Origin of the sequence: Streptosporangium sp. NPDC049248 (assembly GCF_040678965.1) — a bacterium.
Lineage (GTDB): Bacteria > Actinomycetota > Actinomycetes > Streptosporangiales > Streptosporangiaceae > Streptosporangium > Streptosporangium fukuiense.
The window spans coordinates 38,272-63,649 of sequence record NZ_JBFAQY010000029.1 but is presented as its reverse complement, the minus strand read 5'-3'; the positions used below and the strand labels follow the sequence as shown (position 1 = coordinate 63,649).

General features: G+C 70.4%; 20 protein-coding genes. 11 read left to right on the top strand and 9 right to left on the bottom strand.

Going from position 1 to position 25,378, the window contains the following annotated elements; all coding sequences use genetic code 11:
- Window positions 1-66 precede the first annotated feature (66 nt).
- From AB0K21_RS36030 to AB0K21_RS36020, 3 genes are read left to right on the top strand one after another with little or no spacing between them, the layout of a single operon-like run.
- Window positions 67-1,224 (top strand): steroid 3-ketoacyl-CoA thiolase, encoded by a 1,158-nt coding sequence (locus AB0K21_RS36030; protein WP_343973143.1) that lies wholly within the window; start codon window positions 67-69, stop codon window positions 1,222-1,224.
- Between the two features lie 25 nt (window positions 1,225-1,249).
- Complete coding sequence (locus AB0K21_RS36025) at window positions 1,250-2,266, top strand: MBL fold metallo-hydrolase (protein ID WP_364156292.1); 1,017 nt, start codon at window positions 1,250-1,252, stop codon at window positions 2,264-2,266.
- Between the two features lie 37 nt (window positions 2,267-2,303).
- On the top strand, window positions 2,304-2,978 hold the full coding sequence (locus tag AB0K21_RS36020) for a FadR/GntR family transcriptional regulator (RefSeq protein ID WP_343973149.1): 675 nt from the start codon (window positions 2,304-2,306) through the stop codon (window positions 2,976-2,978).
- Window positions 2,979-3,239: 261 nt separating this feature from the next.
- Here the strand turns inward: AB0K21_RS36020 and AB0K21_RS36015 are convergent, their stop codons facing one another.
- The 7 genes from AB0K21_RS36015 to AB0K21_RS35985 all read right to left on the bottom strand — a co-directional run bounded on the left by AB0K21_RS36015 (window position 3,240) and on the right by AB0K21_RS35985 (window position 10,899).
- Window positions 3,240-4,169, bottom strand: a complete 930-nt coding sequence (locus tag AB0K21_RS36015; protein WP_364156289.1) for an aldo/keto reductase — start codon at window positions 4,167-4,169, stop codon at window positions 3,240-3,242.
- A 151-nt stretch (window positions 4,170-4,320) separates the two neighbouring features.
- The gene (locus AB0K21_RS36010) at window positions 4,321-5,334 is read right to left on the bottom strand and encodes an ABC transporter permease (RefSeq protein WP_343973158.1); all 1,014 of its coding nucleotides are present in this window, start codon (window positions 5,332-5,334) and stop codon (window positions 4,321-4,323) included.
- A complete protein-coding gene (locus tag AB0K21_RS36005; protein ID WP_343973161.1) occupies window positions 5,334-6,827 on the bottom strand; it encodes a sugar ABC transporter ATP-binding protein in 1,494 nt (497 codons plus the stop codon). Before AB0K21_RS36005 ends, AB0K21_RS36010 begins: the two co-directional genes overlap by 1 nt.
- Window positions 6,827-7,885: a sugar ABC transporter substrate-binding protein gene (locus AB0K21_RS36000; RefSeq protein ID WP_343973164.1), complete on the bottom strand. Its 1,059-nt coding sequence runs from the start codon at window positions 7,883-7,885 to the stop codon at window positions 6,827-6,829. Before AB0K21_RS36000 ends, AB0K21_RS36005 begins: the two co-directional genes overlap by 1 nt.
- A gap of 125 nt (window positions 7,886-8,010) precedes the next feature.
- Entirely contained in the window at window positions 8,011-8,757 is a 747-nt protein-coding gene (locus AB0K21_RS35995; protein WP_343973167.1) for an SDR family oxidoreductase, read from the bottom strand.
- A complete protein-coding gene (locus tag AB0K21_RS35990; protein ID WP_364156283.1) occupies window positions 8,750-10,057 on the bottom strand; it encodes an L-fuconate dehydratase in 1,308 nt (435 codons plus the stop codon). The genes AB0K21_RS35995 and AB0K21_RS35990 overlap by 8 nt, the downstream gene beginning before the upstream one ends.
- Window positions 10,054-10,899 (bottom strand): fumarylacetoacetate hydrolase family protein, encoded by an 846-nt coding sequence (locus AB0K21_RS35985; protein ID WP_364156280.1) that lies wholly within the window; start codon window positions 10,897-10,899, stop codon window positions 10,054-10,056. The genes AB0K21_RS35990 and AB0K21_RS35985 overlap by 4 nt, the downstream gene beginning before the upstream one ends.
- Window positions 10,900-11,338: 439 nt before the next feature.
- Here AB0K21_RS35985 and AB0K21_RS35980 point away from each other — a divergent pair, with 439 nt between their 5' ends.
- The 4 genes from AB0K21_RS35980 to AB0K21_RS35965 all read left to right on the top strand — a co-directional run bounded on the left by AB0K21_RS35980 (window position 11,339) and on the right by AB0K21_RS35965 (window position 17,391).
- A complete protein-coding gene (locus AB0K21_RS35980; protein ID WP_364156277.1) occupies window positions 11,339-13,684 on the top strand; it encodes a glycoside hydrolase family 95 protein in 2,346 nt (781 codons plus the stop codon).
- A gap of 222 nt (window positions 13,685-13,906) precedes the next feature.
- The gene (locus AB0K21_RS35975; RefSeq protein ID WP_364156274.1) at window positions 13,907-15,112 is read left to right on the top strand and encodes a cytochrome P450; all 1,206 of its coding nucleotides are present in this window, start codon (window positions 13,907-13,909) and stop codon (window positions 15,110-15,112) included.
- Window positions 15,113-15,229: 117 nt separating this feature from the next.
- Window positions 15,230-15,706 carry a DNA-binding protein gene (locus AB0K21_RS35970; protein WP_364156271.1) on the top strand — a complete coding sequence of 159 codons (477 nt, stop codon included), beginning with the start codon at window positions 15,230-15,232 and terminating at the stop codon, window positions 15,704-15,706.
- 398 nt (window positions 15,707-16,104) lie between these two features.
- On the top strand, window positions 16,105-17,391 hold the full coding sequence (locus tag AB0K21_RS35965; RefSeq protein ID WP_364156268.1) for an MFS transporter: 1,287 nt from the start codon (window positions 16,105-16,107) through the stop codon (window positions 17,389-17,391).
- 121 nt (window positions 17,392-17,512) lie between these two features.
- Here the strand turns inward: AB0K21_RS35965 and AB0K21_RS35960 are convergent, their stop codons facing one another.
- Entirely contained in the window at window positions 17,513-19,600 is a 2,088-nt protein-coding gene (locus AB0K21_RS35960; RefSeq protein ID WP_364156265.1) for a serine/threonine-protein kinase, read from the bottom strand.
- Window positions 19,601-19,710: 110 nt separating this feature from the next.
- Window positions 19,711-20,739 carry a GDP-mannose 4,6-dehydratase gene (locus tag AB0K21_RS35955; protein ID WP_343973189.1) on the bottom strand — a complete coding sequence of 343 codons (1,029 nt, stop codon included), beginning with the start codon at window positions 20,737-20,739 and terminating at the stop codon, window positions 19,711-19,713.
- 291 nt (window positions 20,740-21,030) lie between these two features.
- Between AB0K21_RS35955 and AB0K21_RS35950 the strand changes: the two genes are divergently transcribed.
- The 4 genes from AB0K21_RS35950 (at window position 21,031) to AB0K21_RS35935 (ending at window position 25,368) form a co-directional block, all read left to right on the top strand.
- Window positions 21,031-22,275, top strand: coding sequence for a glycosyltransferase family 4 protein (locus AB0K21_RS35950; RefSeq protein ID WP_343973192.1), 1,245 nt, complete (start codon window positions 21,031-21,033; stop codon window positions 22,273-22,275).
- 40 nt (window positions 22,276-22,315) lie between these two features.
- Entirely contained in the window at window positions 22,316-23,029 is a 714-nt protein-coding gene (locus tag AB0K21_RS35945; protein ID WP_343973195.1) for a methyltransferase domain-containing protein, read from the top strand.
- Window positions 23,026-24,069: a prenyltransferase gene (locus AB0K21_RS35940; protein WP_364156260.1), complete on the top strand. Its 1,044-nt coding sequence runs from the start codon at window positions 23,026-23,028 to the stop codon at window positions 24,067-24,069. Before AB0K21_RS35945 ends, AB0K21_RS35940 begins: the two co-directional genes overlap by 4 nt.
- 378 nt (window positions 24,070-24,447) lie before the next feature.
- A complete protein-coding gene (locus AB0K21_RS35935; RefSeq protein ID WP_343973201.1) occupies window positions 24,448-25,368 on the top strand; it encodes a DUF1702 family protein in 921 nt (306 codons plus the stop codon).
- Window positions 25,369-25,378 lie beyond the last annotated feature (10 nt).

Here is a 25,378-nt window from a genome sequence, read left to right as displayed (position 1 = left end):
GAGCAGGGCGAGCGGGAGCGGTCGCCCGGTGGCCGCGAGCTCCGAGCCGGCGGGCGAGGAGATCGTATGGGTGCAGTGATCGTCGAAGCCGTGAGAACCCCGATCGGCAGGCGCAACGGATGGCTCGCCGGACTGAAGCCGCAGGCGGTCCTCGCCGCGGCGCTGGGCGGTCTGATCGACCGGGCGGGCATCGACCCCGCCGCCGTGGAACAGGTCTTCGCCGGGTGCGTCACGCAGGCCGGTGAGCAGGGCGGTCATGTCGGGCGACATGCCTGGCTGTACGCCGGCCTGCCTTACCAGGCGGGCGTGACCACGATCGACGCGCAGTGCGGCTCCGCCCAGCAGGCCGTGCACCTGGTCGCGGCGCTCATCTCGGCAGGCGTCATCGACGTCGGTGTGGCCTGCGGCGTCGAGGTGATGAGCCGGGCGCCGCTCGGCTCCAACGTGCTGCCCGCCCGGCCCCGGCCCGACGACTGGTCCATCGACCTGCCCGACCAGTTCACCGCCGCCGAGCGGATCGCGCGACGGCGCGGGCTGACCCGCGAGCGGCTGGACGGGTTCGGCGCCAGGTCCCAGCGGCTCGCCGCGGCGGCGTGGGCCGAGGGCCGCTTCGACCGGGAGGTCATCCCGGTGACCGCGCCGATCCTCGGCGAGGACGGGCGGCCCACCGGGGAGACCCGCGTCGTCAGCAGGGATCAGGGGTTGCGCGAGACCACGCTCGAAGGACTGGCCGGGCTCAAGCCGGTGATGGGCGAGGGCGGCATGCACACCGCGGGCACCTCCTCGCAGATCTCCGACGGCGCGGCGGCGGTGCTGCTGATGAGCGAGGAGGCCGCCGCCCGGCACGGCCTGCGCCCCAGGGCCCGCATCCTCGCCCAGGCGCTCGTCGGCGCCGAGCCGTACTACCACCTGGACGGGCCGGTGGACGCGACGGCCAAAGTCCTGTCCGCTACCGGGATGACCATGGAAGATATCGAGAGGTTCGAGGTGAATGAGGCTTTCGCAGCGGTGGTCTTATCCTGGTCATCGGTGCACAAGCCGGACATGGAACGGGTCAACGTCAACGGTGGTGCCATCGCACTCGGCCATCCGGTCGGCGCGACCGGTTCCCGGCTGATCACCACCGCCCTGCACGAGCTTGAGCGGTCCGACTCCTCGACCGCACTGGTATCGATGTGCGCGGGCGGGGCGCTCGCGACCGCGACCGTCCTGGAGCGCCTTTGATCGGCGCCGGTAAGGAGCAGCACCCTTGAAATCCCGCCGCAGGCCGTACAGCGAGCAGCGTCCGTTCGACACCGGTGGCGGTGTGTGGAGCGTGCCCGTCCCGATTCCCGGCAACCCGCTCGGCTACACCCTGGTCTACGCGATCGAGTCCCCCGCCGGGCCGGTGCTGATCGACGCGGGCTGGAACGCCCCCGAGGCGTGGCTGGCCCTGCGCGACGGGCTGAGCGCGGTCGGCATGGACGTACGCGACGTGCGCGGGGTGGTCGTCACCCACTTCCACCCCGACCACGCCGGGCTGGCCGGGCAGGTCAGGGAGTCCTCCGGCGCGTGGATCGCCATGCACGAGGCCGACGCCGAACTGGTCAGGTTCATGCGGGAGGTCGAGGGCGACGCGCACCGCGACCTCCAGGCCGACATGCTGCGCCGCGCGGGGGCGGGCACCGTCGAGGTGGAGGAGGTGACCGGGAACCGGCCGAAGCCGCCCGCGCTGCCGGACCGCGTTCTCTCCGACGGCGACCTGATCGACCTGCCGGGGCGCAGGCTCCGTACGATCTGGACCCCCGGCCACACGCCGGGCCACGTCTGCCTGCACCTGGAGGACGCCGACCGGCTCTTCACCGGCGACCACGTGCTGCCGGCGATCACCCCGCACATCGGCATCTACCCGTACGACCGGGCGGACATCGACCCGCTCAGTGACTTCCTGGAGTCGCTGGAGAAGGTGAAGGGTCTGGGCGAACTCGAAGCCCTGCCCGCCCATGAATGGATATTTCCAGATACGGCGGCTCGGGCGGCGGAGATCGGCATCCACCACGAGGAGAAGCTCCGACTACTGGCCGCACTGCTCGCCGAGGCGGCGGAGCCGCTGACCATCTGGGAGATCGCCGGGCGGATGACCTGGAACCGCCCCTGGGAGGACTTTCCTCCCATGCTTCGCGGGATGGCGGCCGGGGAGGCTGCGGCGCACCTGCGCACCCTGGAGGCTCGCGGGATCATCCGCCGCGTGACGGGGGTGGACCCGGTCCGGTTCGCCATACACTAGACATCGGATGTCTGGCGAAACCTGAGGACGGTGCGGAGTGGCGGTCACCGACGCCGCTATCGACAGGATCAAACAGATGATCCTGTCCGGCGAGCTCGCTCCGGGCAGCAGGCTGCCCAAGGAGGCCGATCTGGCCGACCGGCTCGGCCTCTCGCGCAACTCCCTGCGCGAGGCGGTCAGGGCACTGGCCCTGATCAACGTGCTGGACGTGCGCCAGGGCGACGGCACGTACGTGACCAGCCTGGAGCCGAGACTCCTGCTCGACGCCATGTCGTTCGTGGTCGACTTCCACCAGGACGACACGGTGCTGCAGTTCTTCCAGGTCCGCCGGATCCTGGAACCCGCGGCGACCGCCATGGCGGCGACGTACATGTCCGAGTCGGAGGTGGCCGAACTCCGTAAGATCCTCGACGCGCTGCCCGTCGACCCGAGCGTCGAGCAGCTCGTCGCCAACGATCTGGAGTTTCACCAGCGCATCGCGGCGGGCTCGGGCAACGCCGTGCTCTGCTCGCTCATCGAGAGCCTCTCCGGACCCACCACCAGGGCCAGGATCTGGAGGGGCCTCACCCAGGAGAACGCCCTGGAGAAGACCCGCGAGCAGCACACCGCGATCTGCGACGCCATCGCCGCCCGCCAGCCGGAGGTCGCCCGCGCCTGGGCGACCGTCCACATCGCCGGCGTCGAGGACTGGCTCCGCAACGCCCTCGCCTGACACCCCCGCCCGGTGGCCCCCTTCGAAGAGGGCGACGGCATGCTGTCGATCATCCTGTCGAAGGCGTTCCTGCTGGCCGCCGACACCACGATCACTGACCCGTCCGTCACCCGGCAGCTACGCGATTGATCCCCCCGAGGACTGAATCGATGACCGCTCGGCTGGGAGACCCGGCCGCCTCTTCCCCCCGGAGCCGGCCCTCGACGCACCGTGAACCGACCGGACCCCGTGACGGCCTGTCCTCCAAGGACCGGGATGCGTTCAGGGGATCAGGCCCTCGGCGGTGAGGTCGGTCCACAGGGTTTCGGGGACGGGCTTGGCGGTCAGGGCGGCGTTGCGGGTCACCTCGGTGGCGGAGCGGGCGCCGACGACGACGGTGGCGACCGCCGGGTGGCGGAGCGGGAAGGCCAGGGCCGCCTGGGGCAGGGTGACGCCGTGCCGGTCGCAGACGGCGGCGATCCGGCGGGCGCGCTCCAGGAGCGGGCCGGGGGCCGGCGCGTAGTCGTAGGTGCCCGACGGGTCGTGGGTGGCCAGCAGGCCGCTGTTGAACACCCCGGCGGCGAGCACCGAGACGCCGCGCCCGGCGCAGAGCGGCAGCAGCTCGTCGGCGCCCGACTGGTCGAGGAGGGTGTAGCGCCCGGCGAGCATGACCATGTCGACGCCGGTCTCGCGGACGAACCGAGCGAGCATCCCCGCCTGGTTCATGCCGACCCCGATCGCCTTGACGACCCCCTGGTCGCGCAGCTCCGCCAGGGCCGGGTACGCCTCACCGACCGCCTGCTCCCAGTGGTCGTCCGGATCGTGGATCAGCACGATGTCGACCGCGTCGAGGCCGAGCCGCGCCAGGCTCTCCTCCAGCGACCGCCGGACCCCGTCGCGGGAGAAGTCCCACACCCGGCGCAGGTCGGCGGGGACGTCGAAGCCCTGCTCGTCCCGGCCGAAGGGGCCTTCGGCCGGGACGAGCAGGCGACCGACCTTGGTGGACAGGGTGTAGGAGTCACGGGGCCGGTCCGCCAGGGCGGCGCCGAGCCGCCGCTCCGACAGGCCGAGCCCGTAGTGCGGCGCGGTGTCGAACAGCCGGATGCCCGCCTCGTAGGCCGTGTCCACCGCCGCCCGCGCCACGTCCTCGCCGACCTCGGAGAACAGGTTCCCGATCGGGGCCGCGCCAAAGCCGTACCTGCTGACCTGCACCTCTTGCTCCGTTCTGGACGGCTTGATGTTTCTGGTACGGGAGTGATGCTTCTTGGCTCTCGCGCAGTCCGAGGTATCCGCCCGGGTCCGCGCATCCCTGAGAACTTCGCTCCTCCGCGTGTCCCGCCCGGAGGGGCGGGACCGCGACACGTCAGTCCTGGGCCTTGCCGCCTGCCAGGCGACTGATCATCAGGGCGACCAGAATGATCGAACCGTAGACCAGCTGCTTCCACTCACCGGGGACGCCCTTCAGGGTCAGGATGTTCTCGACGAGGCCGATCACCAGGACACCGGTGAGCGCACCGAGGATCGTCCCCTTGCCGCCGTCCATGCTGACGCCGCCGATGACCGCGGCGGCGAAGGCCATGAAGATCCAGCCGACGCCCTGGTTGGCGCTGATGCCACCCAGGCGACCGGTCTCCAGCACGCCGGCCAGCGCGGCGACGATCCCGCCGATGACGAAGACGACCCAGACCACCCGCTCGACCCTGACGCCCGCCGCGCGGGCGGCGTCGGCGTTGCCGCCGATGGCGTAGAGCGAGCGGCCGACCCGGAAGTAGCCGAGCGCGACGATGGCCACCGTGAAGAGCGCGCCGACGATCCAGATGGCCGCCGGCAGGCCGAGCCAGGTGGCGCTGCCCAGGTAGAGGAACGACTCGGGCAGCTCGAACAGGCTCTTGCCCTGGGTGAGCCCCAGATGGAGTCCGTGCACGACGATCATCATGGCCAGCGTGACGATGAACGCCGACAGCTGGAACCGCATGATCAGGAAGCCGTTGAAGGCGCCGACCAGGCCGCCGACCAGCAGGCAGAGCGGGATCGCCAGGATGCCGGGCAGCTCCAGGCCGAACCCGCCGGCCGCCACCGGGATGACCAGCATCACGCCGACGGCGGGAGCCATGCCGACCGTGGACTCCAGGGACAGGTCGAACTTCCCGGAGATCAGGATCATCGCCTCGGCGAGCACCACCAGCGCCAGGGCCGACTGCTGCTGAAGCACGTTGGTCAGGTTGCCCGGGGTGAGGAAGATCGGGTCCACGAAGGAGCCGGCGATCAGCAGCACGACGATCACCGGGACCAGGGTGAGGTCGCGGAACCGCCCGAGCTGTATGCGGCGGCCCAGGGGGGCGGCCGACACGGGAGAGGAGGTCTTCGTCGTGGTCATCAGTGGTCGATACCTTCCATCGCCGCCACCAGCTCGTTGTCCGTCCAGCCACGCGGCACGTTCTTGACGATCCTGCCGTGGAACATGACGAGGACGCGGTCACAGATCCGCAGGTCGTCGAGTTCGTCGGAGACCAGCACGGCCCCCGCACCCCGGTCGGCCGCGTCCTCCACCGCACCGAGCAGGGAGTGCTTGGCCTTGACATCCACCCCGGCGGTCGGGTTGATGACCACGAGCGCGCGGGGGTCGTCGGCGAGCGCCCTGGCCAGCACCACCTTCTGGGCGTTGCCGCCGGACAGGTCGGCCACCGGCTGGTCGGGCCCCGTCGTCTTGATGTCCAGCTGTTCGATCATCCGGGCACCGTGCTCGCGGCGGCGGGCCGGGGACACCGCGCCGAAGCGGCCGAGCTTGTGGGCGATCGGGATGGTCGCGTTCTCGGCGATCGAAAGCAGCGGGACGAAGCCCTGGTGGTGCCGGTCCTGGGGGACGAACCCGAGCCCCGCGCGGAGTGCGGAGGGCACGTCGCCCTGCTTGATGTCGGTGCCGTTGACGGTCACCGTCCCGGTGTCGGCCCGTTGCAGGCCGACCAGGGTCTCGGCGAGACCGACCTTGCCGCTGCTGCCCGAGCCGGCCAGGCCGACGATCTCGCCCGCGCGAACGTCCAGGTCCACGTTCTGGTAGCGGCCGGCGAGGCTGAGCCCCCGGGTGGACAGCACCACGGGGGCCGCAGAGGCGAGGGGGCGGGTGCGGTACTCGTAGGCGGCGGTGGCCTCGCCGGTCATCGCGTCGACGAGCCGGTCGTGCGGCAGGTCCTCGACCGCGGCGGTGACGATGTGCCGTGCGTCGCGGAAGACCGAGACGCTCTGGCAGATCTCGTACACCTCCTCAAGGTGGTGGGAGATGAACATCATCGTGACGCCCTGCTCCCGCAGGGAGCGCATCCGGTCGAAGAGCCGCTGGATGGCGGGGCCGTCGAGCTGGGCGGTGGGTTCGTCCAGGATGATGAACCGGGCGCCGAACGACAGTGCTCGCGCGATCTCCAGCAGCTGGCGCTGCTCGACGCCGAGGTCCCCGGCCATGGTCTCCGCGTCGACGTCCACGCCGTACTGCTCCAGGAGCCGCCGGGCCCGGGTGCGCAGGGACCGCCAGTTGATCCTGCCTCGCTCGGTCTGGCGGTTCAGGAAGAGGTTCTCCGCGACGGAGAGCGTGGGGATGATCGTCGACTTCTGGTAGACGCACGCGACGCGCTGCCGCCAGGCGTCCCGGTCGGCCGGCGGCGGCGCGGGCTGCCCGGCGAAGCGGACCTCGCCCTCGTCGGGGCGCTGCAGCCCGGTGAGGATCGACACCAGGGTGGACTTGCCCGCGCCGTTCCTGCCGATCAGCGCGTGCGTCTCTCCTTCGGTGATGGCGATCTCGGCGCCGTTGAGAGCGGTGGTCGGGCCGAAGCGCTTGGTGATCCCAAGCGCCTCGACCGCCTTGACGGAAGAAGTCATCACTTGACCTGGTTGCCCCAGAGAGCCTGGTCGTCCACGTTCTCCTTGGTGACCAGCGGGGCGGGAAGCTGGTCCTCCAGGCCGTTCGGCAGCTGGATGATCGTGCTGTCGTGGTCGGTGGGGCCGGGCTGGAAGGTCTTGCCGTCGATCGCGGCCTTGGCGTAGAAGAGCGCGTACTTGGCGTAGAGGTCGGCCGGCTGGGAGAGCGTGGCGTCGATCTCGCCCTTGCGGATGGCCTCGAACTCCTGCGGGATGCCGTCGTTCGAGATCACGAAGACGTGCTTGGGGTCCTCCGGCGGCGCGATCAGGTTCTTGGCCTTGAGCACCTGGATGGTGGGGGCCAGGTGGACGCCTCCGGCGTGCATGTAGACGCCCTTGATGTCCGGGTGCTGCTCAAGGCGGGTCTGCAGCATCGAGGCGGCCTTGGTGCCCTCCCACTCGGTCGGCTCGTTGAAGACGGTGATCCCGGGGAACTTCTCCTTCATGCAGGCGCCGAACGCCTCGGCCCGGTCGCGGCCGTTGATCGACGAGAGCGCGCCCATGAGCTGGACGACCTTGCCCTTGCCGCCGAGCTTCTCGCCGAGGAACTCGCAGGCCTTGGTGCCGTACGCCTTGTTGTCGGCCCGCACGACCATGTAGACCTTGCCCTTGTCGGGGCGGGTGTCCACGCTGACGACCGGGATGTTCTTGTTCTCCAGGTTCTGCAGCGTGGAGGCGATCGCGCCGGTGTCCTGCGGGGCCATGACGATCGCCTTGGCGCCCTGGCCGGACAGGGCCTGGACGTTGGCCACCAGTTTGGCCACGTCGTTCTGCGAGTTGGTCGGCGGCATCAGGTCGACGCCGAGCTCGGGTGCCATCTGCGGGATGTACTTGTTGTAGGAGTTCCAGAAGTCGGAGTCGGCGCGGGGGAAGTCGATCCCGACCTTGCCGCCCGTGGCGCCGGCCTCGCCGGCGGGCTGGGCCGCGCCGGTCCCGGTGGACTCCGACGATCCACAGGCGGAGAGGGTGAACGCGATCGCGAGCAGCGCCGCACCTGTCGCCGCGGGGCGGATTTTCATGCTTTTGCCTCTATTCGGGGGGATGAATTGCTTTTAGAGCGATATCTCATCTGGCGGGATGGCTCCCGCCGTCGATCCGTCGTGACCCGCGCGAGTCCGGGCCGCGGCCGAGGCCTGGGACCCGGTCAGGATCTGGGCCGGAGCCGGAGCCCCTGCATCCCGCCGTCCACGGCCAGGGCCATGCCGGTGGTGGACCCCGCGAGCGGGCTCGCGAGGTAGGCGATCGCCGCGGCGACCTCCGGGGCGCTCACCAGGCGGCCCGTCGGCTGGCGGCTTTCAAGGGCCGCACGCTCGGCCGCCGGGTCCTCCGCCACGTCGAGCAGGCGCCGCACCCAGGGAGTGTCGGCGGTGCCCGGGTTGACGCAGTTGACCCGGATTCCCTCGCGGATGTGGTCGGCGGCCATCGCCAGGGTCAGCGACTGGATCGCCCCCTTGGACGCGCTGTACAGCGCCCGCTGGGGCAGCCCGGCCGTGGCCGCGATCGAGCAGGTGTTGACGATCGCGGCGTGTGCCGAGCGACGCAGATGCGGCAGTGCCGCCCGGGTGACCCGGACGACGCCCAGCACGTTGACGTCCAGGACCCTCGACCACTCCTCGTATGAGTTGTCCTCGACCGTCCCGGCGGCACCGATCCCAGCGTTGTTCACCAGAATATCCAGCCCGCCGAGTTGTTCCGCTGCCCGTGAGACGGCCGCGCGGACCGCCTCCTCGTCGGTGACGTCCGCCCTGACCTCGACGAACGGGCCATCGGAGGCGTTGATGTCCAGGCAGGCCACCTGTGCGCCCCGCTCGGCCAGCAGGGTGGCGGTGGCCAGGCCGATGCCGGATCCGCCACCGGTGACCAGGGCACGCAGGCCGTCGAACTCAGCCATTGAGGGACCTCCATACCGGACCGTTGGGATAGGTGTGGTCGGTGATCGACGCGGCGTGCATCGTCGCGCCGAAACCGGGCAGGCTCGGCGCGACGTAGGCGCCGTTCTCGATCACCACGGGATCGACGAAGTGCTCGTGCAGGTGGTCGACGTATTCGATCACCCGGTTCTCCATCGAGCCGCTGACCGCGACGTAGTCGAACATCGACAGGTGCTGTACCAGCTCGCACAGGCCGACCCCGCCCGCGTGCGGGCAGACCGGGACGCCGAACTTGGCGGCGAGCAGCAGGATCGCGATGTTCTCGTTCACCCCCGCGACGCGGGCCGCGTCGATCTGCAGGTAGGAGATCGCGCCGGCCTGCAGGAGCTGCTTGAAGACCATGCGGTTCTGGACGTGCTCGCCGGTGGCGACCGGGATGGGCGCGATGCCCCTGGCGATGGCGGCGTGGCCGAGCACGTCGTCGGGGCTGGTCGGCTCCTCCACCCAGTGCGGGCGGAACTCCGCGAGGGCGTTCACCCAGGCGATGGCGGAGTCGACGTCCCAGCGCTGGTTGGCGTCGATCGCGATGGGGAAGTCGTCGCCACAGGTGTCGCGGGCGATGCGCATCCGTCGCCGGTCGTCCTCCAGATCGGCGCCGACCTTCAGCTTGATCTGGGTGAAGCCCTCGTCCATCGCCTCCTTGCACAGGCGGCGCAGCTTGTCGTCGTCGTAGCCGAGCCACCCCGGTGAGGTGGTGTAGGCCGGGTAGCCGTGCTCGCGCAGGTGGGCGACGCGCTCACGCCTGCCGGGCTCGGCGGCGCGCAGGATCTCCAGCGCCTCCCGCGGGGTGAGCGCGTCGGTGAGGTAGCGGAAGTCGACCAGCTCGACGAGTTCCTCGGGCGACATCTCGGCCAGCAGCAGCCAGAGCGGCCTGCCCGCCCGCTTGGCCTTCAGGTCCCAGAGCGCGTTGACCACGGCGGAGATCGCCATGTGCATGACGCCCTTCTCCGGGCCGAGCCAGCGCAGCTGGGAGTCGTGGACCATCTCCTTCCAGAGCGCGCCCATGTCCTCGACGTCCCTGCCGAGCACGTACGGCTCCAGCGCCCTGATCGCGGAGGTCTGCACCTCGTTGCCGCGTCCGATGGTGAAGGCGAAGCCGTGGCCCTCGAACCCGTCGTCGGTCCTCAGCACCAGGTAGGCGGCCGAGTAGTCGGGGTCTGGGTTCATCGCGTCGGAGCCGTCGAGCTCCAGCGAGGTGGGGAAGCGGATGTCGTGGGTCTCCATCGAGGTGATGCGGTACGCGCCCACTCCCTCGCTCATGCCTGTCCCGCCGTCTGCCGCTGGGCGCCGAGGCCGTCGATCTCCAGCTCCATGACCTGTCCCGCCCGCAGGTACGGGGTGCCGGGCAGGCCGAGCGCGACGCCGGCGGGGGTGCCGGTGTTGATGAGGTCACCGGGTTCGAGGACCATGAACCGGCTGAGGTAGCGGACGATCTCCGCCACGGTGAAGACCATGTTCCGGGTGTCGCCGTTCTGGCGCCGTACGCCGTCCACCGACAGGCGCAGGCCCAGGGCCTGCGGGTCGGGGATCTCGTCGGGGGTGACCAGCCAGGGGCCGAGCGGGTTGAAGGTCTCGCAGGACTTGCCCTTGTCCCACTGGCCGCCGCGCTCCAGCTGGAACTCGCGCTCGGAGACGTCGTTGGAGATGGCGTAGCCCGCGATCTTGGACAGCGCCTCCTCGTCCGTCTCGACGTAGCGGGCCGTCTCGCCGATGACGACCGCCAGCTCGACCTCCCAGTCGGTCTTCACGCTGTCCCTGGGGATGAGCACCTCGTCGTTGGGGCCGACGATCGTGTTGGGGGCCTTCATGAAGACGACCGGCTCCGCCGGGATCGCGGCGTTCGTCTCCTCCGCGTGGTCGCGGTAGTTGAGCCCGATGCACACGATCTTGCCCGGCCGGGCGATCGGGGCGCCGATCCGCAGTCCCTCGGCGTTCAGCACGGGCAGTTCGTCCCGCTCCAGCGCCTCCCGGACGCGAGCCACCCCCTGCGAAGCGAGGAAAGCCCCGTCGATCTCCGCCTCCGAGATTTCGCGGAGATTACCGGCCCCGTCCAGGACCGCCGGTCGCTCCTGGCCGACGGGTCCCACTCGCAGCAGCTTCACACCGCACCTCTCGTTGATACATCCGATGTCTTATCTCGCGATGCTGAACGATTTCGAACCTTGATGTCAACCCCTCACAGCCGGATACATCCGATCCGTTATCGAGGAGAAACCTCATCTAGCAGGGCAGATGCTGGATAGCCGCTTAAACACGGCCCCTATTCATCGGATTTACCCGCGCGAACAGGGGCGAAGATCATTCCCGGTGTTTGCCGCCGCGACGAGGGTTCAAGCGATCAACTCGCTACAGACATCGGAGGATGATGCTTGTTACGGTGGAGTTTCGATGCCATCTCCTGGAAACAGTCCCGTCCTGTGATCGGAGGAGTTCGTTGCCTCGCCCCCACGACGACGTCTCACCACGGTTCTCCTCGCCGCCGGCACCCCCACCACCTGGCCGTACGGACCCGGTCCGGCGAACGAGGAGCCGGCAGCGGACATGAGACGAGCGGACACACCCGATGACCTGACGCTCTGGTACGACAGCCCGGCCACCGACTGGGAGACCCAGGCGCTGCCGATCGGCAACGGCGCGCTGGGCGCCATGGTGTTCGGCGGCGTCGGCGGCGAGCGGATCCAGTTCAACGAGAAGTCCCTGTGGACCGGCGGCCCCGGTTCCGACGGCTACGACTTCGGCGACTGGACCTCCCCCAGGCCGAACGCGATCGCCGAGGTCCGGGCGGAGATCGACCGCGACGGCAAGGTGTCCCCCGCGGCGGTGGCGGCCAGGCTCGGCCGGCCCAGGAGGGGGTTCGGCGCCTACCAGACCTTCGGCGACCTCTGGCTGGACATGCCCGGTACTCCCGGGGCCGCCACCGGCTACCGCCGGGAGCTGAGCCTGCGCGACGCGATCGCCAGGGTCGGCTACACCTCGGACGGCGTGACCTACTCCCGCGAGTACTTCGCCAGCCACCCCGGCAACGTCGTCGTCGGCCGGATCTCCGCCGACGAGAAGGGCAAGGTCTCCTTCACGCTGCGCACCTCCTCCCCCCGCTCCGACAGGCGGGTCTCGGTCTCGAAGGGACGCCTGACGGTCCGGGGCGCGCTCGCCGACAACGGCATGAGGTTCGAGTCGCAGGTCCAGGTGATCACCCGGGGCGGCACCCGCACCGACGGCACCGACCGGATCACTGTCGCGGGCGCCGACAGCGCGGTGTTCGTGCTGTCCGCGGGCACCGACTACGCCGACGTCCATCCCGCCTACCGGGGTGCCGACCCGCACGCCAGGGTCACCTCGGCGGTCGACAGGGCCGCCGGGAAGTCGTACGAAAGGCTCAGGTCCGATCACCTGGCCGACCACCGGAAGCTGTTCGACCGGGTCAGGCTCGACCTCGGCCAGCGGGCCCCGGCCGTCCCGACCGACAGGCTCCGCGCGGCGTACACCGGTGGCGCCTCGGCCGACGACCGGGCGCTGGAGGCGATGTTCTTCGCCTACGGCCGCTACCTGCTGATCGCCTCCTCCAGGGAGGGGTCGCTCCCGGCCAATCTGCAGGGCGTGTGGAACGACTCGACCAACCCTCCCTGGTCGGCCGACTACCACGTCAACATCAACCTGCAGATGAACTACTGGCTCGCCGAGCAGACCAACCTCGCCGAGACGACCGAACCGTACGACCGCTACATCCGGTCGATGGTCGCCCCCGGGGCGAAGACCGCGCGGGAGATGTTCGGGGCGCGCGGCTGGGTGGTGCACAACGAGACCAACCCGTTCGGCTTCACCGGCGTGCACGACTGGGCCACCGCGTTCTGGTTCCCGGACGCGGCGGCGTGGCTGACCCAGCGGATGTACGAGCACTACCGCTTCAGCGGCGACACCGAGTACCTGCGCGAGACCGCGTACCCGGTGATGAAGGGCGCGGCCGAGTTCTGGCTGGACACCCTGCACACCGACCCGCGTGACGGCACCCTCGTGGTCTCCCCCAGCTACTCCCCCGAGCAGGGCGACTTCACGGCGGGCGCCTCGATGTCCCAGCAGATCGTCTTCGACCTGCTGACCAACGTCCTGGAGGCGGCGAAGGAGCTGGAGACCGACGAGGCCTTCCAGGCCGAGGTGACGGCCGCGCTGGCCAGGCTCGACCCGGGCATCCGGATCGGTTCCTGGGGACAGCTCCAGGAGTGGAAGGAGGACCTGGACGACCGGGGCAACACCCACCGGCACGTCTCCCACCTGTTCGCGCTGCACCCCGGACGGCGGATAACGGCCGGAACCCCCGAATCCGAGGCGGCCAGGGTCTCACTCACCGCGCGGGGCGACGGCGGCACCGGCTGGAGCAAGGCATGGAAGATCAACTTCTGGGCGCGCCTGCTGGACGGCGACCACGCGCACAGAATGCTCGGCGAGCAGCTCAGGGGCTCCACGCTGGACAACCTGTGGGACACCCACCCGCCGTTCCAGATCGACGGCAACTTCGGCGCCACCTCCGGCATGGCCGAGATGCTGCTGCAGAGCCGGCACGACACCGTCCACGTGCTGCCCGCACTGCCGTCGGCCTGGCCCACCGGCTCGGTCACCGGCCTGCGTGCCTGGGGCGACGTGACGGTGGACGTCTCGTGGCGGGACGGTGAGGCCGACCGGATCACCCTGCGAGCGGGAAGGACCGGACTTCTCCGGGTCCGCGCGGACATGATCGGCGGCGGTTACCATGTCCTGGACGATCGGGGCGGCACACTCGACCCGGGCCGTGACGGCGACGTCCTGGTCATCGACGCCCAGGCGGGCAGGTCCTACACGGTCGTCAAGGAGATCACGAGGGACCGCCCCCTTGACGAGGCACCCCTGAGGTAATAGAACACGTTTCAGAAAGTAATCCAACCAAGCGCTTGATCAAGTGCCTGGCGGTTCAGCGTGCCCCGGCGGGAGGCGGGAACATCGGCAGGCCCCGCGCTCGCCACGTCCACGACGGATGTCCCGCGAGGAACTCGCCTCGCGACCGGAGGGCACATCGCCGACCGCACCGACAACGAGCCGCGTCACAGGACCGGGGACCCGGTTCGCACAGGAGGACCGATGGACATCGATCTGGTCGACCAGGACTTCTACTGGCGGAACGGCGCGCCGCACGATCAGCTTGCCTGGCTACGGGCGAACGCGCCGGTCTACGCGCACCCGGGTGACGCCGAGCGGGACTGGCCGGGTTTCTGGGCGGTCACCAAACACGCCGACGTGGTGCACGTCTCCCGCCGCTCCGACCTGTTCTCCTCAAGCAGGAAGCTCGCGCTCTTCGACGAGATGCCCGAGGACGAGCGCGCCCTCCAGCGGATGATGATGCTCAACCAGGACCCGCCGGAGCACACCCGTCGGCGCTCCCTGGTCAACCGGGGCTTCACCCCCCGCATGATGGGCGCCCTGGAGCAGCACATCCGTGACATCTGCCACGAGCTGGTGGACGAGGCCAAGGCGCGCGGTTCGGTCGACTTCGTCAGGGACATCTCCGCCCCGTTGCCGCTGTACGTGATCTGCGAGCTGCTCGGCGCCCCCGTCGAGGACCGGGACAAGATCTTCAACTGGTCCAACCGGATGATCGGCATGAACGACCCGGACTACGCGACCGATCCCGCCGAGGGCACGGACGCGGCCATGGAGGTCTACGCCTACGCCAACACCCTGGCCGCCGAGCGCCGGGAACAACCCCGCGAGGACATCGTCACCAAGCTGATCATGCCCGACGCCGCCGGGGAGACCCTCACCGAGGAGGAGTTCGACCTGTTCGTGCTGCTGCTCGTGGTCGCGGGCAACGAGACCACCCGCAACGCGGCCTCGGGCGGCATGCTCGCCTTCTTCGAACACCCCGAGCAGTGGCGGCGCCTGGTCGCCGACCGCACCCTGGCAGGTACCGCGGCCGACGAGATCGTCCGCTGGGTCTCCCCGGTGAACCTCTTCCGCCGTACGGCCACCGTCGACACGACGATCGGCGGCCAGGAGGTCAAGGCCGACGACAAGGTCGTGGTCTTCTACAGCTCCGCCAACCGGGACGAGGACGTCTTCGCCGACCCCTACACCTTCGACATCGGCCGCGACCCCAACCCGCACATCGGCTTCGGCGGTGGCGGTGCCCACTTCTGCCTCGGCAACCACCTCGCCAAGCTGGAACTGCGGGTGCTCTTCGAGGTGCTGGCCGAGCGGCTGCCGAACCTGGAGCAGGCCGGCCCCGCCCGCCGGCTCCGCTCCAACTTCATCAACGGCATCAAGGACCTGCCGGTCTCCATCTCCTGAGGTCCGGCCGCGATCACCGATGACGTCCGCGGGAGGCGAGGCGATCTCCAGTCTTTAAACAAATTGTTTAACACATATGGTTGACAATAGATCGTTCAGTGATTCATCGTGGTTCGCATGCCCACGAACCACGATGAATCAGCCGACACCTTCACGGCTCCGGATCCGAGCCGGGCGCGAGCGCACCGCGAGTACGCCTCCCTGTCACGCATCACCGAGCGCCACGCGACCGACGACGCCCAGCGCCACCGGCAGGTCCACCCCACGGTCCTCGGCGCGCACGAGGCCGTCAGGCTCGTGTCGTTCCTGCTGAGCGGTGCCGCCCATCGCGAGGAGGGCGAGCCGGAGGTGGACCGCGCCGACATCACCGCCGCCCTGACCCTGCTGCCCCGGGCCCGCGCGGAGCTGGACGAGCTGGAGGCGGCGCTCCTGCTCATGGCGCGAGGCCGCGACCTCACCTGGCAGGAGATCGCCTTCGGCCTCGGCCTGGGCACCCCCCAGGCCGCCAAGCAGCGCTATGAGCGCCTGGCGGGCCGCGCCGCCAGATCGAGCGAAGAACACGAGTCGCCGGCCGGGCGCACCATCCCGAGATAGGGCCACCACCGGGCCGTCCAAGCCGTCCGCCGGCGAGCGGGGACCTTTCGGCGACCGGGGCGCATACTCCCCGCCCACTCTTGGGATCCTCTTGGATCGCCCGCACCCGGCACCCTCCGGCGAGGATTCCAGAGGCGGGAAGGGGTGCGGGCGAGCATCGGGGCACCGGCGCCCCGGGCCGCCGATCGGAAACCCCGAACACACCGTCGTCGCTTCCAAGACGTCAGCAAGGAATCGCTTAGGAGGCCCCAAGGGGGACACGCAGGATGGCCGGGAAATCCTACCTGCCGGTACCACCGCTCGAAGGTCCGTGGATCAAGGGATACGGGTTCCTCCACTCACCCGTATTCCATGCCACCTCGCCCACAGCACCCCCTACTCCGCCTCTTGGAGGACTTTTGTCCACGACAACGGCCGCCGCGGACACGCCCGTACGGTCCGCTCGCAGGGAACTGGCCGCCGCGACCGTCGGCGGCGTCGTCGAACTCTTCGACTGGACGCTCTACGGTGTGCTCGCACCCTACTTCGCCGCGCAGATATTCCCCGGCGGCGACCCGCTGACCAAGCTGCTCGCCGCCTACCTGGGATTCGCGGTCGGCTTCCTGGCCCGGCCGCTGGGCAGCGCGGTCATGGGCCGGCTCGCCGACACGCACGGCCGCCGGTTCGTCATGACCCTGTCGGTCATGACGATCGCGATCGGCAGCCTTCTCATCGGCATCGCGCCCACCTACGCCACGGCAGGCGCGACCGGAGCGGTGCTCATCGTCATCGTACGGTTCGCGATGGGGCTGTCGGTCTCGGGCGAACTGGCCAGTTCGGCGGCCTTCGTGACCGAGACGGCACCGCGCGCGCGCCGGTTCCTCTACAGTGCCGTCTCCTACGGCGGCGGCATGCTCGGGCAGCTACTGTCCTTCGCGGTGCTCGCCGTCCTGCTCGCCGGCTTCGGCAAGGAGGGGCTCGAGAACGGCGCCTGGCGGTACGGCTTCCTGTTCGGCGCGGTTCTCGGGCTGGCGGCCCTGTGGATCCGCCGGTCGGTGGACGAGCCGGAGGAGTTCGTCAGAACACGTGCCTCCGGCGCGCGTCCCAAGGTGCTTCCGCTGCTCCGCGCCAACCTGCGCAAGCTGCTCGCCGTGTTCTTCATGACCGTCGGCAGCACGATGAGCCTCTACTTCGGCACGCTCTACCTGCCCCAGTTCGCGGCCAAGGCCGGGGTCGTCTCCGCGGCGGCGGCGTCCTCCCTCATCATGGTCGCGATCGCCGTCCAGTTCGTCGCCATGGTGGTCTTCGGAAAGCTCTCCGACCGGCTGTCCCCCCTGACGCTCACCCGCGTCGGGCTGGGCTACCTGGCCGTGGCGACCGTGCCGCTGATGTCACTGCTCCTGTCGGGCGCGCTGCCCTTCCTGCTCGTCGCCTGCCTCTACGTGATCGGCGTCGCCCCGGCGCTGGCCGTGCTCAACGTGGTCGGCGGGCTGCTGTTCCCCGTCCACATCCGGGCGATAGCCATCGGCCTCTCCACCTCCCTGGCCGTCGCCGCCTTCGGCGGCACCTTCCCGCTCGTCGCCGAGGCCATGACCGGTTCCGGCCACCCGGACTGGGTCGGCTGGTACGCCGCCGCGGGCGCCGTCATCTCCCTCGTCGCCTCGCTGTTCATCCGCCGGCAGGACCTGCGGCACGGGGAGAGCTGATCCTTGGCCGGATGACGGTCTTCAGCGGTTCCTCGACCTGGTCGGCCGCGTGACCGGACGGACGGCGATCACCGGAGACGAGTCCAGACTGTGCCGGGCGCTGAAAGGTCTCCCGCCGGGATCAGGAGCCGGGCGCGGGGGAGGGCGGAGTCAGGCTCCATACCCGTATCTCTCCGTCGAAGTCGCCGGAGACGACGACCGGCCGCCCCTGCAGTCGCGTCACCAGCATCGTATTGATCTCCTGGGTGCGGCCGGTGGACGGCCTGCCGATCTGCTCGCGGGTGGCCAGATCCCACACCCGCACCCCGTCGTAGCCACCGGAGACGACGACCGGGCGGCCCGCCGACTCCGTCACCAGCACCGATTCGACCCCCGAGGTGTGCCCGGTGAACGGCCTGCCGATCTGCTCGTGGGTGGCCAGGTCCCACACCCGCACGGTGTGATCCTCGCCACCCGCGACGCCGGAGACGACGACCGGCCGCCCCGCCAGCTCCGCCACCGCCACCTTCACCGTCACGTCGTCGTCGGTGTATCCGGTGAACGGCTCGCCGATCTGCTCGCGGGTGCTCAGATCCCACACCCGCATCTCGTTGTAGCCGCCGCAGACGAGAACCGGCCTCCCCTCCAGCTCCGCCACCGCCATCGACTCGACGGAAGCGGTGTGGGCGGCGAACGGGGCGCCGATCCGCCGGTGGGTGGCCAGATCCCACATGTATATCCTTCCGTTGCCGGTGGCGATGACGACCGGCCGCCCCGCCGGCTCCGCCACCAGCACTGACGTGAGCCTCGTACCGGGGCCGGTGAGCAGCCCGCCGATCTGCTCGCGGGTGGCCAGGTCCCACACCCGCAGCCCGTCGTGGTCGCCGGAGACGACGACCGGCCGCCCCGCCAACTCCGCCACCGTGACCGCGTAGCCGGTGAACGGCCTGCCGATCTGCTTACGGGTGGCCAGATCCCACACCCGCACGGTGCGACTCTCGTCGCCACCACCGCCGGAGACGACGACCGGCCGCCCCGCCAGCTCCGTCACCGCCATCGAGTGGACTCCCCCGGTGTGCCCGGTGAACGGTTCACCGACCGGCATGCCGAAGGGAACGGCCTGCTGAGTCCGACCGGGCGACGGAGCGGAGGTCCCGGAGGAACCCGTGGCGGATGAGGACGGTACCGAGAGAGCCGGGGTTCCGGAGGGGGTCGTGGACGGCGACGCGGAGACTTCGGGGGACTCCGGTCGCCACGGCCAGAAGACCACGGCGGCCGGGACGAGAGCGGCGGCGATCACCGCCGCGGCCACCAGGCGCCCCCTGACGGAACGGCGCGGGACACGGGACGCCGGAGGCGGCGGGGCGGGGCCGCGCGGCCGGTGATCCACCGTACTGGACTCCACCGTGCCGGACTCCACCGTGCCGGGCTCCTCACGGGTGAGGACGGCGAGCAGGTCGGCCACGGTGGGCCGGACGCCGGGGTCCTTGGCCAGGCAGGCGGCCAGCAGCGGGCGGATACGCTCGGGCACCCCGGCGAGGTCGGGTTCGCGGTTGGAGACGGCGTTCATCACCGCCGCCGGGATGGCGCCGGGGAACGCCGGATGCCCCGTGGCGGCGAACACCATGGTGGCGGCCCAGCTGAACACGTCCGACGCCGTACCGGCCTGGTGACCGTCGAGCTGCTCCGGCGACAGGTAGGCGGGGGTGCCCACCAGCCCCGAACGCGTGGTGGCGGCCAGTACCCGGGCGATTCCGAAGTCGATGACCACCGGCCCCTCCGGGCCCATGATCACGTTATCGGGTTTGAAATCACGGTGGATGATCCCGGCCCGGTGGATCGCGGCCAGCGCCGTCAGGGTGGCGACCGCGAGCCGGTCCAGGCCGCTGCCGGTCCGCGGCCCGTCGCCGGTGACCAGTTCCTTCAGCGAGGGCCCGGGGATGTACTCACTGACCAGATAGGGCCGATCGCCGACGATCCCCCCGTCCAGCACCTGGGCGGTACAGAACGCCGCGACCCGGCGGGTGATCTCCGCCTCGCGCATGAACCGCTCGCGCACCTTGGGGTCGGCCGCCATCCGGACGTGCAACACCTTGATCGCGACCTTGCGGTCCGCAGGGTCGTGGCCGAGGTAGACCACTCCCTGACCTCCGTCGCCCAGCACCCCGCCCAGCCGGTAGCCGCCGATCCGCTCGGGGTCGCCCACGGTCAGCGGGCCCGGCTCGGACATCGCTCACCTCGTCTCCACGCCCCCGCCGGCGGACGGCCGGAGTCACCGCCGATCCAAGGAACGACGATAGGCGGCCCCCTGCCGCAGCAGAAGCCCTACGGCTCCGGAGATCAGGGCCAGGAGGAGTCCTGGTCGGGGTCGCCGCCGTCGGAGAGCAGCTTGACGTCCGATTCGACCATCATCGCCACCAGTTCCTCGAAGGTGACCGAGGGCTCCCAGCCGAGCTGGACGCGGGCCTTCTTCGGGTCCGCGCAGAGCAGGTCGACCTCGGCGGGGCGGTGCAGGGTCTGGTCGGTGACGACGTACCGCTCCCAGTCGAGCCCGGCGGCGGCGAAGGCGGCCTCGGTCAGGTCGCGGACGGTTTGGGTGCGGCCGGTGCCGATCACGTAGTCCTCGGGCGTGTCCGTCTGGAGCATCAGGTGCATCGCGCGGACGTAGTCCCCGGCGAACCCCCAGTCGCGACGCGCCTCCATGTTGCCCAGGCGCAGCTCCGAGGCGAGGCCGAGCTTGATCCTGGCCACGCCGAGGCTCACCTTCCTGGTGACGAACTCGGCGCCCCTGCGCGGGGACTCGTGGTTGAACAGGATCCCCGACACCGCGTACATGCCGTAAGACTCGCGGTAGTTCTGCGTCAGGAAGTGCCCGTACGCCTTGGCCACGCCGTACGGCGAGCGGGGGTGGAAGGGGGTGATCTCGGTCTGCGGGGTCTCGCGAACCTGGCCGAACATCTCCGAGGACGACGCCTGGTAGAACCGGATCTGCCCGGATCCGGCGGCCGTACGCGAGGAGGAGATCCCGGAGCAGACCCGGATGGCCTCCAGCATGCGCAGCACGCCCATGCCGGTCACCTCGCCGGTGAGCTCGGCCTGCTCCCACGACATGGGGACGAACGAGATGGCGCCCAGGTTGTAGACCTCGTCGGGCTGGACCTTCTCGACCGCGGAGATCAACGAACCCTGGTCGAGCAGGTCACCCCGGACGAGCTGAACGTCCTGCAGGAGCTTGCGGAGCCGTGAGACGCGCGGGTTGGCCTGCCCTCGGGCCAGGCCGAAGACCTCGTAGCCCTGACTGAGCAGGCACTCGGCCAGATAGGAACCGTCCTGCCCGGTGATACCTGTGATCAGCGCGCGCCTGGCCAACGCGTCCTCCTCGCTTGCGGGGGCGGGACCTATGCCTGGTCTTATGCCGTTTGATTGGCGAATGTACCGTCCCACCCCCGTGTGGGCACTATCTCCCCCACGGCGCACCTAGAACGCGTTCCACCGAATCCTGTTCGGTCAGGTTAACCTCCCAGCTCGCGCCCGGTGAAGCACACCCTAGGAACAATTCCACATCAGGTACAACAGAGCTACCGAATGGTAGTGTCCGAGGACTAAGGTCATCTTTCACGGTACCTGTCCCCTTTCGGGCAGGGTGAGAAAGGGGTTGCCGTGCCGGGTGCTGAATCACTGCGGGTGGCACTGCTGTCGTATCGCAGCAAGCCGACCTGCGGTGGGCAGGGCGTCTACCTGCGTCACCTCAGCCGCGAGCTGGTCGCCCTCGGGCACAGCGTGGAGGTCCTCTCCGGCCAGCCCTACCCGGAGCTCGACGAGGGCGTCATCCTCACCAAGGTCCCCAGCCTGGACCTGTACCGCGACGAGGACCCCTTCCGTACTCCCGGGCTCCGCGAGTACCGCGACTGGATCGACCTGCTCGAGGTCGGCACCATGTGGACCGCCGGGTTTCCCGAGCCGCTGACCTTCACCCTGCGGGCGCACCGCGAGCTGAAGAAGCGCGTCGGCGACTTCGACGTGGTGCAGGACAACCAGACCCTCGGCTACGGACTGCTCGGCATCCAGAAGCTGTTCCCCGTGGTCGGGACCATCCACCACCCGATCAGCGTGGACCGGCGCATCGAGCTGAAGGCGGCTCCGCTGCGCAAGAAGCTCTCCATGCGACGCTGGTACGGCTTCGTGCGCATGCAGGCCAAGGTCGCGCCGCGGCTCAGCCCGATCCTGACCGTCAGCGAGTCCTCCCTCGCCGACATCCACCGCGACTTCAACGTGCCCCAGAAGAACATGCGGCTCATCCCGCTGGGCGTCGACACCCGCTACTTCCACCCGCGCCCGGAGCTTCCCAAGCGGCCCGGCTCCATCGTCGCGGTGGCCAGCGCCGACTCCCCGATGAAGGGGGTCGCGACGCTGCTGCGGGCCGTGGCGAAGCTCGCCACCGAGCGCGACGTCCACCTGACGGTGGTCAGCAAGCCCACTCCCGGCGGCCCGACCGAGAAGCTCGTCGGCGAGCTGGCGCTGCGGGACCGGGTCAGGTTCGTGCACGGCATCTCCGACACCGAGCTGGGCGAGCTGATCGCCACCTCGGAGATCTCGGTCGTCCCCTCCCTGTACGAGGGCTTCTCGCTGCCCGCCGTCGAGCACATGGCCTGCGGCACCCCGCTGGTCGCCAGCCGCACCGGGGCGCTGCCCGAGGTCGTCGGCGACGCCGCCGTACAGGTGGCCCCCGGCGACCCCGAGGAGCTGGCCGCGGTGCTGCGCCGCCTGCACGACTCTCCCGAGGAGCGGGCCGCGGTGGGCAAGAAGGGCTACGACCGGGTCATGGAGCGCTTCACCTGGAACGTCGTCGCCAGGCGGACCGTGGAGGCCTACCACGAGGCCATCCAGGCCCACCGCGCGAAGTGACCGACACCCTGAAACGATCACCTCTCACAAGGAGCGGCCAGTGCTGACTGTCGACTTCGACCGGTTGCCCGTGGGTCCGGGAACCCGGGTGCTGGACCTGGGGTGTGGCGGCGGACGCCACGCGTTCGAGGTATTGCGGCGCGGTGCCGACGTGGTGGCCTTCGACATGGACGCGGGGGAGCTGGAAGGCGTGGCGAACATGTTCGCCGCGATGGACAAGGCCGGTGAGGTGCCACCCGGGGCGACGGCGGACACCGTGACGGGCGACGCGCTCGACATGCCGTTCGAGGACGGCGCCTTCGACCGGGTGATCGCGGCCGAGGTGCTGGAGCACATCCCCGACGACATGGCCGCGATGCGGGAGATCTTCCGGGTCCTCAAGCCGGGTGGCCAGGCGGCCATCACGGTGCCGAGCTTCCTGCCGGAACGGATCTGCTGGGCACTCGACGAGGCGTACCACACCGCTCCCGGCGGGCACGTCCGCATCTACACGCTGGCCGAGCTGAGCGCGAAGCTCAAGTCGACCGGCTTCACCATCGGCCCGCACCACCACGCCCACGGCCTGCACGCGCCGTACTGGTGGATCAAGTGCGCGGTCGGCGTCGACAACGACGACCACCCGCTGGCCAAGGCCTACCACGAGCTGCTGGTCTGGGACATCATGAAACGTCCCGCCGCCACCAGGATCGCCGAGGCCGTACTCAACCCGCTCATCGGCAAGAGCGTGGTGCTCTACGTCCGGAAGCCCGCATGATCTCCTGGGAACAGGTCGTGCAGACCGCCCAGAGCATCGCGGCGGTGCAGGAGCCCGACGGCGGCATTCCCTGGCCCGAGGGGCACGTGGACGCCTGGAACCATGTCGAGTGCCTGATGGCGATGAGTGTGGCGGGGCTGACCGGCCCGGCCCGCCGGGGATACGACTGGCTGGTCCGCACCCAGCGCTCCGACGGTTCCTGGCCGATGAAGCTGGTCGGGGGCGAGGCCGTCGAGCAGGGCGGGGAGTCCAACCACGCCGCCTACATCGCGGTCGGCGTCTGGCACGAGCTGCTGGTGACCTCCGACGAGGACTTCACCCGGCGGATGTGGCCGGTGGTCCGGGCGGCGCTGGACTTCGTGGTCGGTCTGCAGACCACTCGGGGCGAGATCGCCTGGGAGCGCGCGGCCGACGGCAGGCCCGCCGAGTACGCGCTGCTGACCGGCTGCGCCTCCATCCACCAGGGCCTGCGCTGCGGCGTACTGCTCGGCGAGCACCTGGGCGACCCGCAGCCCGACTGGGAGCTGGCCGCCGACCAGCTCGGCCACGTGCTGGTCGCCCACCCCGAGGCGTTCGCCGACAAGAGCCGCTTCTCGATGGACTGGTACTACCCGATCCTGGGCGGCGCGGTGCGCGGCCCGGCCGCGCGGGCCCGGCTGGCCGAGGAGTGGGACACGTTCGTGGAGCCGGACCTCGGCATCCGCTGCGTCTCCGACCAGCCGTGGGTGACCGGTGCCGAGACGTGCGAGCTGGTGCTCACCCTCGACGCGCTGGGCGACCGGAACCGGGCGCGGAAGCTCTTCTCGGACATGCAGCACCTGCGGCACGAGGACGGCTCGTACTGGACCGGCTGGCAGTTCGCGAACGAGAAGTGGTTCCCCCACGAGCGCTCCGCCTACACCGCGGCCGCGGTCGTACTCGCCGCCGACGCGCTGGCCGGGCACACCCCCGCCGCGGGCATCTTCCGCGACGCGGGCAAGTACCTGACCGACCGCCCCACCGCCGCCTGCGGCTGCAGCCACGCCCGCTCCCGGAGCTGAACCCCCGGCTCTCGGCCGTGCCGTCGGCGTTTTCTTTGCACGGAATCAGAAACGTGGTGCTTGAAGGGCTGAATGCGGCTCACTACGTTCGGGTCCGTGAGTAATGCGGAGGGCACTCGGACGGTAGCTCAGAGCGATGACACCGAGACGGCCGGCGCGGAGGCCGTCCCGGAGGGCACCCCTGACCCGGCACCCCCGCGGCGACCCGAGCCCACGGGCTCGGCCGGCCCTCCGGACCCCGCCGAGCATCCGGGCCCGCAGGAATCCCCGGTCCCCTCTCCCCGGCCGGACTTCTCCGAGCCCGGCCCTCCGGGGCCCGACCTTTCCGAGCCGAGGGCGCCGGCTCCGGGGACGTCGGCGCCGCCCAGGCCGAACGGCGTGACCCGGCTGCTGTGGCAGAACCCCGCCCGGGTGGGGTTCGGGGTACGGCGGTTCCGGCTGGGGCCGGCGCGCGAGCGGCTGGAGGGCGCGGAGCGGTCGTTCACGACCGGGTTCAACGCGGTGGTCGCCGGTGAGGCCGAGCGGATCGACGACCTCCGCGAGGACCTGCGCGGTTTCGGGTACGAGGGCGCGGGCATGGCCTGCGCCACCCTCGACGTGCTCACCCTCACCGGCGGGCGCCGCCTGCGGGAGCTGCTGAGCGGGCCGGGGATGCGCTACCCGCACCTCATCCACATGGGCACCGGCCGGGCGTACGCCCGGATGCGGCTACGGCCGATGTGGGGCGTCCGCTCGGTGCACCCGCTGCTGCGCTGGCTGGCCCACGACGGCTTCGGCTTCCACCAGGGTTTCTTCTCCGCGGACCGCACGGTGGGACGCCAGCGGACGGCCGGGCTCATGGACCGGACCCGGAGAGCGATCTTCGATCAGGGACTGGGGCGGATGCTCTGGTTCCACGAGTGCGCGGGGACGGCTGACGTCGTGCTGCGCATCGCCGAGTTTCCCGCGGGGCGCCGCGCCGACCTGTGGAGCGGCGTGGGCCTGGCCGCCACGTACACCGGGGGTGCGAGCGCCGCGGACCTGGGGCGGCTGGCCTCCGCCGCGGCCGAGGACGGTTTCCGCGCCCACCTCGCCCAGGGGTGCGCCTTCGCCTGCGCCTCCCGGCTGATCTCGGCCGTGGTCCCCGAACACACCGTCGCCGCCGCCCCCGTGCTGTGCGGTGCCGAAGTGGACGAGGCGGCGGCCTGGACCGACACCGCGCTCGTCGCGCTGGGCCACAACGCGCACAGCGGCGACCACTACCAGGCCTGGCGGGCGGGAATCCGGAAGGCCTGGGCACGGCGCGACCGCGATTCTTGACCGCGACTCG